The sequence below is a fragment of the Novosphingobium arvoryzae genome (genome assembly GCF_014652615.1).
GTDB classification, from domain to species: Bacteria; Pseudomonadota; Alphaproteobacteria; order Sphingomonadales; family Sphingomonadaceae; genus Novosphingobium; species Novosphingobium arvoryzae.
This window is the reverse complement of the sequence record NZ_BMZD01000002.1, coordinates 297,900-311,434: the sequence shown is the minus strand read 5'-3', so window position 1 is coordinate 311,434 and position 13,535 is coordinate 297,900. Positions and strand designations below refer to the sequence as shown.

The following is a 13,535-nucleotide window of genomic DNA, read 5'->3' as shown; positions in this document are numbered from 1 at the left end:
GGTCCCCGTTTTTCGTTGGTTAAAGCTCCCGCAGCGCCTGTGCAGGTTTCGCCCGCAGCAGCGGGATGGAGCCGCCCAGCGCGAACAGGATCACCAGACCCAGCCCTGCGCCCAGCACGCCCAGCACCTGGCCCCAGTTGGGCAGCCAGTCGAATTCGAACAGCTGGACGATCACCAGCCACGCCATCGCAGAGCCCAGCACCAGCGCCACGCCCGCCAGCAGTGCCGCCAGCAGCCCGTATTCGGCCAGTTGCAGCAACAGCAGCTGGCGGCGGCTCGCGCCCAGCACGCGCAGGATCACGTTGTCATAAAGGCGGCTGGCGCGCGCCGCCGCGATGGCGCCCAGCAGCACCGCCACGCCCGCCAGCACCGCCACCGATGCGGCGGCGAGGATCGCGGTGGACACTTGCGTCAGCAGTTCGCGCGCCTGGCGCAGCACGTTGCCGACCTCGATCACCGAGCTTGACGGGAACTGGCGGATCAGCGCCTGCAGCAGCCCGGCCTTGGGCGCGCCGGGGGGCAGGTCGATGGTTGCGGCCAGATTGTGCGGCGCGTCGGCAATCGCATTGGGGCTGAACACCAGCACATAGTTGAAGCCCATCGTGTCCCAGTCGACCCGCCGGAACGAGGCGATCCGTGCGGTGCGCTCCACCCCCAGCAGGGCGATGGTGATCTGGTCGCCCAGCTTCAGGTCGATCGCGGCGGCCAGTTCCTCGTCCACCGAGACCAGCGGCTCGCCGGTGTAACCTTTGGGCCACCATTTTCCGGCCGTCAGCGTGCTGCCATCGGGCAGGGTGTCGGCATAAGTCAGTCCGCGTTCGCCGCGCAGGGGCCAGGCGTTGTCGGGAATCTGCTTGAGGTCGGCGACGCGGGTCATGGCCCCTTCCGGGCCATAGGCAAGGATCGAGCCGCGCATCGAGGGCACCAGTGTCACTTTCGATCCCGGATCGGCGGCCTGAACCGTCTGGCGGAACGCGTCGGCGCGGTCCTTTGGCACATCGAGCACGAAGTAATCGGGCGCGCGGTTGGGCACGCGTGCGGCGATGTTGGCGTCCAGACTGCTCTCGACCGCCGCCAGCAGGACGAAGGCGGACAGGCCAAACCCCAGCGCCGTCACCAGCGCGCCGGTCTGGGCGGAGGGCCGGTGCAGGTTGGCGAGCGCGAGGCGCAGCAGCGGGCGCTGCGGGCGCGGCGCGCGGGCGGCCATGGTGCGGATCGCCCAGCCGAGCAGGGCCAGCAACCCCAGCAGCGCGACCGCTCCACCGAGGAACGTGGCGGTGACGAGCGGCTGCGCGGCGGTCAGCATCGCGATGGCGGCAATCGCGGCCATGCCCAGCGCGACGGGCAGCAGCGCCTCGCGCCGGATCGAGGGCAGGGGGGAAACCCGCGCGCGCATCAGCGCCATCGCGGGAAAGCGCCGCGCGGCGAGCAGCGGCGGCGCGGCGAATACCAGCACCACCAGCAGGCCATAGGCCACTGCGCGCAGCAGCGCCCAGGGATCGAACACGAACCCGGCGGCAACGGGCAGCAACTGGCCCAGCGCCTGCGTGAACAGCGGGGTCACCACCACGCCCGCGGCAAGGCCAATCGCACTGCCGACCAGCGCCGCCGCGCCGACTTGCAACAGGTAGATCCGCGCAATGTCGCCGCTGGTCGCGCCCAGCACTTTCAGTGTGGCGATGGAGCCGCGCCGCGCCTCCAGATAGGAGGAAACCCCGCCGCCAATGCCGATGCCCGCGATCACCAGCGCGGCGAGTCCGACCAGCACCAGAAATTCGCCCATCCGCCCGACGAAGCGTTCCGCCCCCGGCGCGGCCTTGTCGCGCGTGCGATAGGTGAACCCGGCGGCGGGATATTTGGCTTTCAGCGCATCGATCACCGGCACCGGCTCGGTCCCATCGGGCAGCAGGATGCGATAGCGCGCGCGGAACATCGATCCGGGCGAGGTCAGCCCGGCGCTGGCCGGAAAGCTCTCCGCCACGATCACGGCCGGGCCAAGCGTGAAGCCCTCGCTCAGCCGGTCCGGCTCATCGGCGATCACGCCGCCCACCGTCAGCCGCTGGCCGCCGATCACGAAGCTGTCCCCCGCCTTCACCCCCAGCCGCGCGGCGGCATCGGTGGAGACATAGGCGCTGCCTGCGGGCGGCGCGCCGGTCAGCCGGCCATCGGCCAGCTTCAGCTGCCCGACCAGCGGCCAGGCGGCATCGACGGCTTTCAGTTCGACGGGCGAGGCGAGCGCGCCGTTGGTGGCCATCGCCTGCAAGCGCAGCCCGCCCGAAACCTGGCCCAGCGCATCCAGCGCGGCGCGTTCCTGCGGCGTGACGGTGCGCTGCCAGACCTCGACCTGAATGTCCCCGCCCAGAATGGTCTTGCCGCGCGCCTTGAGTTCGCTTTCAATCGCCCCGGTCAGCGTGCCGATCGCGGCCAGCGCGCCAACCCCCAGGAACAGGCAGACCAGCAGCAGCCGCAGCCCTCGGAAGCGGGCCGAAAGGTCGCGGCGCGCAATCGTCCACGCGGTGCGCCAGGGCAGGGCGCTCATGCCCCCAAATCGCTCATACTGTCGCTCGCGATGCGGCCATCGGCCAGGGTGATAACCCGCTCACAGCGCTGCGCCAGACCAGGGTCGTGCGTGATGATCACCAGTGTCGCGCCGGTCTCGGCGCGGCGGGCGAACAGCAGGTCCATGATCGCACTGCCGGTCGCCGCGTCGAGGTTGCCGGTCGGCTCGTCCGCGAACACCAGCGGCGGGCGCGGGGCGAGCGCGCGGGCGATGGCAACGCGCTGCTGCTCCCCGCCTGACAGTTGCGCCGGGTAGTGGTTCAGCCGGTGGCCCAGGCCGACAGCGGCCAGTTCCTGCTCCGCTCGTTCGCGCGCATCGTCCATGCCCGCCAGTTCCAGCGGGGTCATCACGTTTTCCAGTGCGGTCATGGTGGGGAGCAGGTGGAACGCCTGCAGCACGATCCCGATCCGCCCGCGCCGGGCGGCGGCCAGCGCGTCCTCGTCCAGCGCGGCAAAATCCGCGCCCGCCACTTCCAGCGTGCCCGACGAAGCCCGCTCTAGCCCGGAGAGCACGGCCATCAGCGAGCTCTTGCCCGAACCCGACGGACCCAGCAGCGCCAGCGTCTGGCCCAGCGGTACCGACAGGTCGATCCCGCGCAGGATTTCGACAGCGCTGTCGCCCTGGCCAAGGGCAAGTTTGAGGTTTGCGGCACGGATTGCCGTCTGGGGGCTTGTCACAGGGTCAGGAAGCCATAGCTAGAGGGAAAGAACGCAAGGAATTTCTGCATGAAATGGAAGTGGGTGACCCAAGTTGCAACCCCCGTGGCCATGGCCTTTATGCTGGGTGCCTGCGGGCAGGGGGCAGGCACCCCCACGGCCAGCGAATCCGCGGCCGCAGAGGCGCCGCCGGAAATCCCGGTGATGGGGCCGGCGGTGCCAGTGCTGGCGCTGGGCGACAGCCTGTTTGCCGGATACGGGCTGGAGCCGGGACAAAGCTATCCCGCCCGGCTGGAAGCGGCCCTGCGCGCGCGCGGGATCAATGCGCAGATCACGAACGCGGGCGTTTCCGGCGATACCACGGCGGGCGGTTTGCAGAGGCTGGACTTCGCCCTGTCAGGCATGAAGGAGCCGCCCGCGCTGGCAATTATCAGCCTTGGCGGGAATGACATGCTGCGCGCGCTGCCGCCGGAACAGACCCGGCAGAACCTCGACGCGATCCTGACCACGCTGACCGAGCGCAAGGTCAAGGTGGTGCTGCTGGGAATGCTCTCCCCGCCCAACCTGGGGGCGGATTACCGCAAGCAGTTCGATCCGATCTATCCCGCGCTGGCGAAGAAGCACGGCGCGACGCTGGTGCCGTTTTTCCTGCAACCGCTGATCGGCCGGCCAGACCTGTTGCAGGCCGACAATATCCACCCGACCCTGCCGGGGATCGACAAACTTGTCGAAGCGACGGTGGACGACGTGGCCAAGGCGGTGCCCAAGCCAAAGGGCTAGGCTGCGAGGGAAAAGGCCCTCTCTCCCGAACCCGTCCATCCTGAGCTTGTCGAAGGATTGCTGTCCCTTCTGCGGGTGGCGCAGCCGGTTCAGAAGCAAGGCAGTGCTTCGACACGCTCAGCACGGGCGGAGCGGGTTGGAATGGCCTAGACCCGCTCGGCCACCCCGTCGCTGACGCGCCAGACGGCGGCTTCGGTGGCAATCGCCTCGAACGGGGGGAGTTCGGTGCCGGTCAGCCAGACTTGCGCGCCGCCCTGCCGCAGCCGGTCGAACAGCGCGGCGCGGCGCAGCGGGTCAAGGTGCGCGGCCACTTCGTCGAGCAGCAGCAGGCCGGGGCGATCCGGGCTGAGCAGCCCCGCATGGGCCAGTGTGATCGCGATCAGCATCGCCTTCTGCTCACCCGTGGAGCATTCGGCGGCGGGCTGGTCCTTGCCGCTCATGGTCACGAGTAACTCGTCGCGGTGCGGGCCGGTCAGCGTGCGCTGGGCGGCGCGGTCGCGGCGGCGGGTCGCGGCGAGTTCGGCGGCGAGTGCCTCCGCCTCCAGCGGTCCGCCCGGCTGGTAGCGCAGCAGGGGCCGCGCGAACGGGGCTTCGGGCAGGGTGGCCAGCGCCTCGACCAGCCGCTCCACCAGCCGCGCGCGGGCCTGCGCGACAGCGGCCCCGGCTTCGGCCAGCTGGCCTTCCAGCGCGGCCAGCCACTGCGGGTCCGGTTCCTGCACTTCGCCCAGCAGGCGGTTGCGTTCGCGCAAGGCGCCTTCCAGCTTGGCGGCATTGCGGGCATGGCCAGGTTCCAGCGCCAGCACCAGCCGGTCCAGAAACCGCCGCCGCGCCCCCGCGCCCTCGGCAAAAAGGCGGTCCATCGCCGGGGTCAGCCAGCCGATGCTGAGCCATTCGCCCAGTCGCACCGCCGGGGCGTCGGCGCCATTCACTTGCACCACGCGTCGTCCCGGCTTGTCGGCACGCGCGCCGGTGCCGATCTGCACACCATCCGCCAGTTCGGCATTGACGGCGAACCAGCCCGCGCCGTCCTTGGCCGGAATGTCGACCAGTGCCGCGCGGCGCAGCCCCCGGCCCGGCGCGAGCAGCGACAGCGCCTCCAGTACGTTGGTCTTGCCCGCGCCGTTCTCCCCCACCAGCAGATTGAACTGCGCCGCACCGTCCAGCCGCGTGGCGCGGTGGTTGCGAAAATCGGACAGGGTGATGCGGGCCAGCGCCATGCCGCCCGCGATAGTCCGCCGCGCCCCGCGCTGTCACGCAAAAGTCCGATCCTGAAAGTTGGGAAATTTCACCAACTGTTTGAAGTGGGGTTGTGGTCAAGGGGTGGTGCTGAGTTCAGGAATGGCTGAATTTCGCCATTTTCGCAGTTTGGCACGACCCCTGCAATACGTCTGGCATCGCGGCACAGGCCGCCAAACAGTTCAGATAGAGGGAATTCACCATGACCACTTTCACGCAAATCGGCCGCTCCATCGCCGCCGCCGCCACCGCCCTGACGCTTTCGCTGGTGCTGATCAGCGGCACCGTTTCCGTTCCGTCCACTGCCCAGGCGCACGGCGCTTCGGCTTATGTGAGTGTTGTCGCATGACCCAGCTTGACCATTCCCGCAGCGCCCCCGCCGCCAAGTCGTTCCGCCTGAACAAGGCCAACGCCAAGTTCATGGGCGTCAGCGCCGGGATCGCCGATTATTTCGGCGTCGATGTGACGCTGGTTCGCCTGGCCTGGGTGGTCGGCACGCTGGTCGGCTTTGGCTCGCTGCTGCTGATCTACCTCGCCATCGGCCTGATCGCGGATTGAACCGACACGACGCGGCCCCGTCTACCAAGACGGGGCCGTAAGTGTGTCGGGATCAAACCGATTCGGTTTTTGCGAAGGGCGAGAAATCGATGCCTTCGTCGAACACGTCCACGCCCTCGCGCGCCTTGAACCAGCCGACCACGGCATAGGTCACCGGCGTCAGCAGGGCTTCCCACAGCACTTTCAGCAGCCAGTTGGTGACCATCACGGTCAGCACCTGCTCGGTCGACCAGATGCCCAGGAACGCCACCGGATAGAAGATCAGGCTGTCCACGGCCTGCCCGAAGAAGGTGGAGCCGATGGTGCGCGCCCACAGCTTGCTGCCGCCGGTCCAGATCTTCATCTTGGCCATGACGAAGCTGTTGACGAATTCGCCCGCCCAGAACGCCAGCACCGATGCCGCGACGATGCGCCAGGTGCTGCCGAACACGCTTTCATAGGCGGCCTGCCCGTCCCACCCGGCCGCGGGCGGCATGGCGACGACGACATAGCTCATCACCGCCATGAAGATCAGCGCGGCAAAGCCCATCCACACGCAGCGCCGCGCGTTGGCATAGCCGTAGACCTCTGTCAGCACGTCGCCCAGCACGTAGGACAGCGGGAAAAACAGGATTCCCGCACCAAACGTGAAGCCCTCGATCGTGGCCAGCTTGCTGGCCCCGATCAGGTTCGACAGCAGCAGGATCGCGACAAAGGCCGCCATCAGGTAGTCGAAATAGCGGAAGTGGCGGCGCGCGCCGGTGGTGCCGTCGATGCGGGAAAGCTGGGTGCTCATGCGCGCGCACGCTAGCGCCGTTTGCACCCGGCGCAATCCCCGACTATGAGCACCCCCGCGCGCGCCCGTAGCTCAGCTGGATAGAGCACCTGCCTTCTAAGCTGGTGGTCGCAGGTTCGAATCCTGCCGGGCGCGCCAACTTTCCGTCATGCGCGGCAGGGGCTATCCCTCCAGTTGGTCAAAGCGGATCGCGCTGCCATCCAGCGGGATCGTGATCAGCATCCCGTCGCGGCCGATGGTGACGCCATCGGGACGTTCCTTGCTGACGCCGCGCAGCCACGGGGTCTTCAGCAGACCGAAGACCAGCGGCGGGGCGATGTGGGTATAGACCAGCTCGCGCACCCCGGCCCGGTTGGCCAGTCGCGCGGCTTCGACCGGGTTGATGTGATAGCGGCTGGTATCCTTCAGCACGCTGGCGAGCGTCTTTTGCCCGATTGCCTCGGCCTCGTTCGCCATCAGGTCCTGCAGGTGGTGGGCCTGCGCCTCGCTCACCAGCACGTCCGCACCCCTGGCGGCGGCGGTCAGGCCGTCGTTCAGCACCGTGTCCCCGGTAATCACGACCGAGCGGCCTTTGTAGCTGAAGCGGTAGGAAAAGGCCGGCGCGACCGGGCGGTGGTCGGTCTCGATCGCGGTGACAGTGACGCCGCCGGCGTTGTAGATCACTTGCGTGCGGCCCGCCGGCACATCGCCCGGCTGCACGAAATCGGCGGGGTAGGGGGCCATGACCGCGGCTTCCAGCGGGAGGAGGCCCTGCCCGTGGCTGTGGTGTGCGTTGCGATACTGCCGGTCGAAGCTGTAGGCCGCATTGAAGCCGCCGACCACCTGGTCCACGCCGGCCGGACCAAAGACCTTCAGCGGCTGGCGGCGGCCCTGGGCCCAGCCCTGCATGTTGAGTTCGCCCAGTTCGCCGATGTGGTCGGAATGGAAATGGGTGAGGAACACGGCTTCGATATTGGGCGTGGGGATGCGCCACAGCGCCAGGTTCTCCGGCGATTCGGGGCCAACGTCGACCACGAACAGCTTGCCGCCGGCCACGACCAGTGTGCAGGCCTTGGCCGCCTGGCGCAGCGGCAGCGGGCTGGACGTGCCGCACAGCACCACCCGCAGGGCATCGTCGCCGGTCGGCAACTGGCTGGAACGGGCCATTTGCTGTCGCGCCCCGGCGGCGAACAGCCGGTCCTGCAAGGCGGGCGAAAACTGGAACGCAAGGAACGCGATCAGGACCACGGTTACCGTAGCCGTGCCCAGCCAGACCAGAACTCGTTTCATCCCCGGGGAATCCTCTTTATGACTATTTGGTCAATTCGTGGATGATTCTGACCATTCAGTCAAGTGGTCCGGGGCGCCAGGCTGCAATGCGCGCGATAGTTCACCGCGCGTGATGGCCATCACGGCGGTGTCGGCGAATCCCCGTTATTTCACATACGCGACCCGACCGGTGGCCCTTCTGTCCACCGGCACCTGACCCCCGTGCAACCCTTTGCGCGGGGGTTCCTTTTTCAGCCGCGCGCGGCCGTTTCCAGCTTTTCCCCGGTGATCGGATAGCCCGCGTCGGCGTCGATCTTCAGCCACGGTTCGCCGTTTTCCAATTCCATGAACGGCGTGATCATCCGCACCGGATATTCGGCGACATGGCGCACCGCCTCGTCAAAGTTGCCGAACAGCGCCAGCCGTTCCAGGTTGCGGCGGGTGGGGAAGATGATCTTGATCTCGCCCTGTTCGGCCAGTTCGAGCGCCCCGGCGGCGCTGGCCCAGAACAAGTGCGTGTTTTCGGTATCGTCGACCAGCAGTTCGACCGCGCCCGTGCCCAGGTCGGCCAGGTAGAAGCGGGTGTCGAATACCCGCACTTCGCGGTGCTTGGGGCGCCAGCGGGCGAACGGCACCAGCCGGTCCAGATCCAGTGTCCAGCCCATCGCCTCCAGCACCGGGGCCAGAGTGCCCTGTTCCAGCAGCAGCGCGCGGGCGCGCAGGGCATCTTCCAGGCTGGGGCGCTGGTGGACGCCCACGGCGAGGCCCGTTTCTTCCAGCGTTTCGCGCACGGCCGCGATCCGCGCGGCCAGTTCGTCGCGGTGCTCGTCATCGGTCGCGCCCAGGGCATCGGCCAGGGCGAAGTCGGCATCGTCGACCCGCCCGCCCGGAAAGACCGCCGCCCCGCCGGCAAAGCTCATCGCCTTGGAACGCTGCACCATCAGCAGTTCCGGCGGGCCACCATCGGCCGCGTTGCGGAAAATGACCAGCGTGGCCGCGGGGGTTGCCGGGGGGATTTCACCGCCCGTGTCAAATATGTCTTTCACATCCATCTCGCGCGGCATGGTGCAGGGGGGAAGCCGCTTTGCCAAGGGGCATTTGCAGCAAATGTCACGCGGGGTGTCGGCCCGGTTTACAAATCCGGATCGCCGCGCCGGGCGTTAACGGTCTAAGTGGCTGTAAAAGGGGCTATCGAGCCATTTGGCACGGTCGGTGCATTGTTATCCGTACCCCAAGCAGTCTCGACTGAGGCGGGGCCGCTTCTGGTCTCCGCGGCCCCGCCTCCCCGAGAACGCCTTCCCCCAGATCGCTGCTATCCGGCCATTGGCCAGGCGCGCCCGTGGCGCACGAAAAAGGCCCCCTGCACGTGGCAGGAGGCCCTGTTTCGACCGGCGTTTCGTCCGGCGCTGCGGCCCGCTCAGCTGGCGGATGCGACGCCTGCGTCGGTGACCAGCTGTTGCAGTTCGCCCGCTTCGAACATTTCCATCATGATGTCGCTGCCGCCCACGAATTCGCCCTTCACGTAAAGCTGGGGAATCGTCGGCCAGTCGGAGAACGACTTGATGCCCTGGCGGATTTCCATGTCCTGCAGCACATCGACGCTTTCGTACTGCACGCCCAGATGGTCGAGAATCGCGACCGCCCGGCTGGAAAAGCCGCACTGCGGAAACAGCGGGGTGCCTTTCATGAACAGCACCACGTCATTGGTGTTCACGATGTCGGCAATGCGCTCGTTGGTATCGGACATGGGGTAAGCTCCTTCGCCGCTCAATTGGGAACGGCGGTGGTCAGTTGCAAGGCATGGAGTTCGCCGCCCATGCGTCCGCCCAGTGCGGCATAGACCAGCTTGTGCTGGGCGATGCGCGGCTTGCCGGCAAAGGCGGCGGACACGACGTGCGCGGCATAGTGATCGCCATCGCCGCGCAGGTCGGTGATGGTCACGGCCGCATCGGGCAGGGCAGCCTTGATCAGCGCCTCGATTTCAGAGGCGGCCATGGCCATGGCTCAGGCCTCGCCCATCAGCGCGCGGCGGGCTTCCACGGCCTTGGCGTCCAGCGCGGCGCGCACGTCGCCCTCGCTGACATCGACCCCGGCCGAAACCAGATCGCCCAGCAGCTTGCGGATCACGTCCTCGTCCCCGGCTTCCTCGAAGTCGGCCTGAACGACCGCCTTGGCATAGCTTTCAGCCTCGACGGCGGAGAGGCCCATCTTTTCCGCGGCCCAGGCACCCAGCAGGCGGTTGCGGCGCGCGGTGATGCGGAAGAGCATTTCCTCATCGTGCGCAAACTTGGCTTCCTCGGCGCGTTCGCGGTCTTTGAAATCGGTCATGTCTGCTCCTGCTCGAATGTCTGGCGCGGCCGCCTTGCGCTTGCGGCGCAAGGCGTCGCCTGAAGGAATCACGAAACGCCTTACACTCCGCGCAAGCAGAGGCAAGCGCGCTGGTCAGTTCATCGTCACCACGACTTTGCCGATGGCCTTGCGGTCGGCCAGCAGCTGGATTGCCTCGCCCCCGCGCTCCAGCGGGAAGGTGGCGGAAACCTTGGGGTTGATCTTGCCCGCCTTGAGCAATTCGAACAAGGTCGCGATGTGCTTGGCATTCGCCTGCGGATCGCGCGCGGCGAACGCGCCCCAGAACACGCCGCAGACATCGCAGCTTTTCAGCAGGGTCAGGTTGAGCGGCAGCTTGGCGATGCCCGCCGTGAAGCCGACCACGCAGAAGCGGCCTTCCCACGCGATGGAGCGCACCGCCGGTTCGGAATAGTCGCCGCCGATGATGTCATAGACCACGTCCGCGCCGTTCGGGCCGCAGGCGGCCTTGAACGCTTCGGCCAGCGCCTTGGACTGGTCCTTGTCGAGCGGCGCGCGGGGATAGACGACCACTTCGTCCGCGCCGTGTTCGCGCACGACGGCGGCCTTGTCCTCGCTGGAAACCGCCGCGACGACCTTGGCGCCGTAAGCCTTGCCCAGTTCGACCGCCGCCAGCCCGACGCCGCCCGCCGCGCCCAGCACCAGCAGGGTATCGCCCGCCTTCAGGTGCCCGCGATCCAGCAGGCCGTGCATGTTGGTGCCATAAGTCATCAGCAGCGACGCGCCGGTTTCAAAGCTGGCGTCGGCGGGCAGGGGCCACATCCGCGCGGCATCGGCCAGCACTTCCTCGGCCAGGCCGCCATTGCCCATCATCGCGATCACGCGGTCGCCCACGTTCCAGCCAGTCACGCCTTCGCCCAGCGCGTCGACGATCCCCGCCACTTCGCCGCCGGGCGAGAAGGGGCGCTGGGGCTTGAACTGGTAAAGGTCCTGAATGATCAGCACGTCGGGGAAGTTGATGGAACAGGCCTTGACCTTGATCCGGACCTGGCCGGGGCCGGGGACGGGGCTGTCCAGCTCGTCCAGCGTCAGGGTATCCGGTCCACCGACCGCGTGCGTCCTCAAGGCTTTCATGCAGCTACTCCCTTTGCCAGCCAGGGTGTTTCCCCCGCGCTCTTGTTTTCATAATCGCTGATCGCATCGCCGCGCGCCAGCGTCAGGCCCACTTCGTCGAGGCCGTTGAGCAGGCAATGCTTGCGGAACGGATCAATTTCAAAGCTGAAACGGTCCTGGAACGGCGTGGTCACGGTCTGGCTTTCCAGATCGATCGTAACCGGATCGGTCTGCGCCACTTCCATCAGCCGGTCGATCGCCGCTTGCGGCAGGACGACGGTGAGGATGCCGTTCTTGAAGGCGTTGCCCGAAAAGATGTCGGAAAAGCTGGGCGCGATCACGGCGGTGATGCCCAGGTCCAGCAGCGCCCAGGCGGCGTGTTCGCGGCTGGAGCCACAGCCGAAATTGTCGCCCGCGATCAGGATCGGCGAGCCCTTGAACTCGGGGGAATCGAACAGGTTGTCCGGGTCTTGCCGCAGGGCTTCGAATGCGCCGCGGCCGAGCCCGTCGCGGGTGATGGTCTTCAGCCAGTGGGCGGGAATGATGACGTCGGTGTCAACGTTCTTGCGGCCGAACGGGATCGCGCGGCCGGCAACTTCCTTCACCGGCTCCATCAATCGGTCTCCGGCAGGTCATCGGGCAGGGGCTTGGACGATGCCTTTTCCGTGCGTTCCTTGCGGCGCGAGGCATAGAGCAAGGCGGCGGCAAGCGCGGCAGAGCCAATTGCGGCCCCGGCCAGGGCGGCCTTGCCGGTCCAGCTGGCTTTTTCGGACTTTTCAGAATTGTCGGTCATGACTTGTCCTATGGTGACCGCTGGCGCGGCGTTCAAGCATCAGGCGGCAATTTGCCTCAGGCGGAAGTCAGCTTGCGCACGTCGGTCAGCTTGCCGGTCACCGCCGCCGCCGCCGCCATCGCGGGGGAAACGAGGTGGGTGCGCGCGCCCGGACCCTGCCGGCCCACGAAGTTGCGGTTGCTGGTGGAAGCGCAGCGCTCCCCGGCGGGAACCTTGTCGGGGTTCATCGCGAGGCAGGCTGAGCAGCCCGGTTCGCGCCATTCGATCCCGGCCTCGATGAAGATGCGGTCCAGCCCCTCTTCCTCGGCCTGGCGCTTGACGAGGCCGGAGCCGGGGACGACGATCGCCCAGCGCACGTTATCGGCCTTCTTGCGGCCCTTGATCACGGCAGCGGCGGCGCGCAGGTCCTCGATCCGGCTGTTGGTGCAAGAACCGATGAACACGTTCTGCACTTCAACCTCTTCCAGCCGCTGGCCCGGCGTCAGGCCCATGTAGTCGAGCGACTTTTGCGCGGCCTGCTGCTTCGACGGATCGGTGAAGCTTTCCGGGGCGGGCACCACGCCGGTGATCGGCACGACATCTTCGGGCGAGGTGCCCCAGGTCACGCTGGGGACGATGTCGGCGGCGTCGATCACCACCACCTTGTCATACTTCGCGCCCGGATCGGTGGCGAGGCTGCGCCACCAGGCGACGGCCTTGTCCCATTCTTCGCCCTTCGGCGCGAACGGGCGGCCCTTGAGATAGGCGAACGTCGTCTCGTCCGGCGCGATCAGGCCGGCGCGCGCGCCGTGCTCGATCGCCATGTTGGACACGGTCAGCCGCCCCTCCAGCGAGAGGCTCCGGATGGCGGAGCCGGTGTATTCGATGACATAGCCCGTGCCGCCCGACGCGCCCAGCACGCCGCAGATGTGCAGGACGACATCCTTCGCCGTCACGCCCGCGCCCAGTTCGCCCTCGACCCGGACTTCCATGTTCTTCGACTGCTTGAGCAGCAGGGTCTGCGTGGCGAGCACGTGCTCCACCTCGCTGGTGCCGATGCCGAACGCCAGCGCGCCCAGCCCGCCGTGGCAGGCGGTGTGGCTATCGCCGCAGACGATGGTCGCGCCGGGCAGGGAGAAGCCCTGTTCCGGGCCGACGACGTGGACGATGCCCTGTTCCACATCGGCATCACCGATCAGCCGGATGCCGAATTCGGGTGCGTTGCGTTCCAGCGCGGCCAGCTGCTGCGCGCTTTCGGGGTCGGCAATCGGGATGCGCTGTCCGGCGGCGTCGCGGCGCGCCGTGGTGGGCAGGTTGTGGTCCGGCACGGCCAGCGTCAGGTCCGGTCGGCGCACCTTGCGGCCCGCTGCGCGCAGCGATTCGAACGCCTGCGGGCTGGTGACTTCGTGGACGAGGTGGCGGTCGATATAGATCAGGCAGGTGCCATCATCGCGGCGTTCCACCACATGGGCGTCCCAGATCTTGTCATACAGCGTGCGCGGAGTGTGTGCCATATGGGCCGATAGCCAC

16 protein-coding genes and 1 tRNA gene are annotated in these 13,535 nt (G+C 67.6%); 4 read left to right on the top strand and 13 right to left on the bottom strand.

What is annotated here, in order from left to right; all coding sequences use genetic code 11:
• Window positions 1–19: 19 nt before the first annotated feature.
• Together IE113_RS04795 and IE113_RS04790 are read right to left on the bottom strand one after the other, a co-directional pair.
• The gene (locus tag IE113_RS04795; protein ID WP_189539281.1) at window positions 20–2,539 is read right to left on the bottom strand and encodes an ABC transporter permease; all 2,520 of its coding nucleotides are present in this window, start codon (window positions 2,537–2,539) and stop codon (window positions 20–22) included.
• Window positions 2,536–3,237, bottom strand: a complete 702-nt coding sequence (locus IE113_RS04790) for an ABC transporter ATP-binding protein (protein WP_189539280.1) — start codon at window positions 3,235–3,237, stop codon at window positions 2,536–2,538. Before IE113_RS04790 ends, IE113_RS04795 begins: the two co-directional genes overlap by 4 nt.
• 63 nt (window positions 3,238–3,300) lie before the next feature.
• On the opposite strand from IE113_RS04790, the gene IE113_RS04785 reads away from it, so the two are divergent.
• Window positions 3,301–3,996, top strand: coding sequence for an arylesterase (locus tag IE113_RS04785; protein WP_229822144.1), 696 nt, complete (start codon window positions 3,301–3,303; stop codon window positions 3,994–3,996).
• Between the two features lie 146 nt (window positions 3,997–4,142).
• Here IE113_RS04785 and recF read toward each other — a convergent pair whose 3' ends face one another.
• Window positions 4,143–5,213 (bottom strand): DNA replication/repair protein RecF, encoded by a 1,071-nt coding sequence (gene recF / locus IE113_RS04780; protein WP_189539279.1) that lies wholly within the window; start codon window positions 5,211–5,213, stop codon window positions 4,143–4,145.
• Between the two features lie 221 nt (window positions 5,214–5,434).
• On the opposite strand from recF, the gene IE113_RS04775 reads away from it, so the two are divergent.
• Together IE113_RS04775 and IE113_RS04770 are read left to right on the top strand one after the other, a co-directional pair.
• On the top strand, window positions 5,435–5,581 hold the full coding sequence (locus IE113_RS04775; RefSeq protein WP_189539278.1) for a hypothetical protein: 147 nt from the start codon (window positions 5,435–5,437) through the stop codon (window positions 5,579–5,581).
• The gene (locus IE113_RS04770) at window positions 5,578–5,790 is read left to right on the top strand and encodes a PspC domain-containing protein (protein WP_189539277.1); all 213 of its coding nucleotides are present in this window, start codon (window positions 5,578–5,580) and stop codon (window positions 5,788–5,790) included. Before IE113_RS04775 ends, IE113_RS04770 begins: the two co-directional genes overlap by 4 nt.
• Window positions 5,791–5,842: 52 nt before the next feature.
• Here the strand turns inward: IE113_RS04770 and IE113_RS04765 are convergent, their stop codons facing one another.
• On the bottom strand, window positions 5,843–6,565 hold the full coding sequence (locus IE113_RS04765; protein ID WP_189539276.1) for a queuosine precursor transporter: 723 nt from the start codon (window positions 6,563–6,565) through the stop codon (window positions 5,843–5,845).
• Between the two features lie 61 nt (window positions 6,566–6,626).
• Here IE113_RS04765 and IE113_RS04760 point away from each other — a divergent pair.
• Window positions 6,627–6,703: transfer RNA gene (locus tag IE113_RS04760), tRNA-Arg, on the top strand.
• 24 nt (window positions 6,704–6,727) lie between these two features.
• Here the strand turns inward: IE113_RS04760 and IE113_RS04755 are convergent.
• From IE113_RS04755 to leuC, 9 genes are all read right to left on the bottom strand, one after another.
• Window positions 6,728–7,834 (bottom strand): MBL fold metallo-hydrolase, encoded by a 1,107-nt coding sequence (locus IE113_RS04755; protein WP_189539275.1) that lies wholly within the window; start codon window positions 7,832–7,834, stop codon window positions 6,728–6,730.
• Window positions 7,835–8,064: 230 nt separating this feature from the next.
• Complete coding sequence (locus IE113_RS04750; protein WP_189539646.1) at window positions 8,065–8,865, bottom strand: NUDIX hydrolase; 801 nt, start codon at window positions 8,863–8,865, stop codon at window positions 8,065–8,067.
• A 365-nt stretch (window positions 8,866–9,230) separates the two neighbouring features.
• On the bottom strand, window positions 9,231–9,560 hold the full coding sequence (grxD, locus tag IE113_RS04745) for a Grx4 family monothiol glutaredoxin (protein WP_189539274.1): 330 nt from the start codon (window positions 9,558–9,560) through the stop codon (window positions 9,231–9,233).
• A gap of 20 nt (window positions 9,561–9,580) precedes the next feature.
• Complete coding sequence (locus tag IE113_RS04740) at window positions 9,581–9,814, bottom strand: BolA family protein (RefSeq protein WP_189539273.1); 234 nt, start codon at window positions 9,812–9,814, stop codon at window positions 9,581–9,583.
• Window positions 9,815–9,817: 3 nt separating this feature from the next.
• Complete coding sequence (locus IE113_RS04735; RefSeq protein WP_189539272.1) at window positions 9,818–10,141, bottom strand: DUF1476 domain-containing protein; 324 nt, start codon at window positions 10,139–10,141, stop codon at window positions 9,818–9,820.
• Between the two features lie 114 nt (window positions 10,142–10,255).
• Window positions 10,256–11,254, bottom strand: a complete 999-nt coding sequence (locus IE113_RS04730; protein WP_189539271.1) for an NADPH:quinone oxidoreductase family protein — start codon at window positions 11,252–11,254, stop codon at window positions 10,256–10,258.
• Window positions 11,251–11,847: a 3-isopropylmalate dehydratase small subunit gene (leuD, locus tag IE113_RS04725; protein ID WP_189539270.1), complete on the bottom strand. Its 597-nt coding sequence runs from the start codon at window positions 11,845–11,847 to the stop codon at window positions 11,251–11,253. Before leuD ends, IE113_RS04730 begins: the two co-directional genes overlap by 4 nt.
• Window positions 11,847–12,026 (bottom strand): hypothetical protein, encoded by a 180-nt coding sequence (locus IE113_RS04720; RefSeq protein ID WP_189539269.1) that lies wholly within the window; start codon window positions 12,024–12,026, stop codon window positions 11,847–11,849. The genes leuD and IE113_RS04720 overlap by 1 nt, the downstream gene beginning before the upstream one ends.
• Before the next feature lie 56 nt (window positions 12,027–12,082).
• Complete coding sequence (gene leuC, locus IE113_RS04715) at window positions 12,083–13,519, bottom strand: 3-isopropylmalate dehydratase large subunit (RefSeq protein WP_189539268.1); 1,437 nt, start codon at window positions 13,517–13,519, stop codon at window positions 12,083–12,085.
• Window positions 13,520–13,535: the final 16 nt, after the last annotated feature.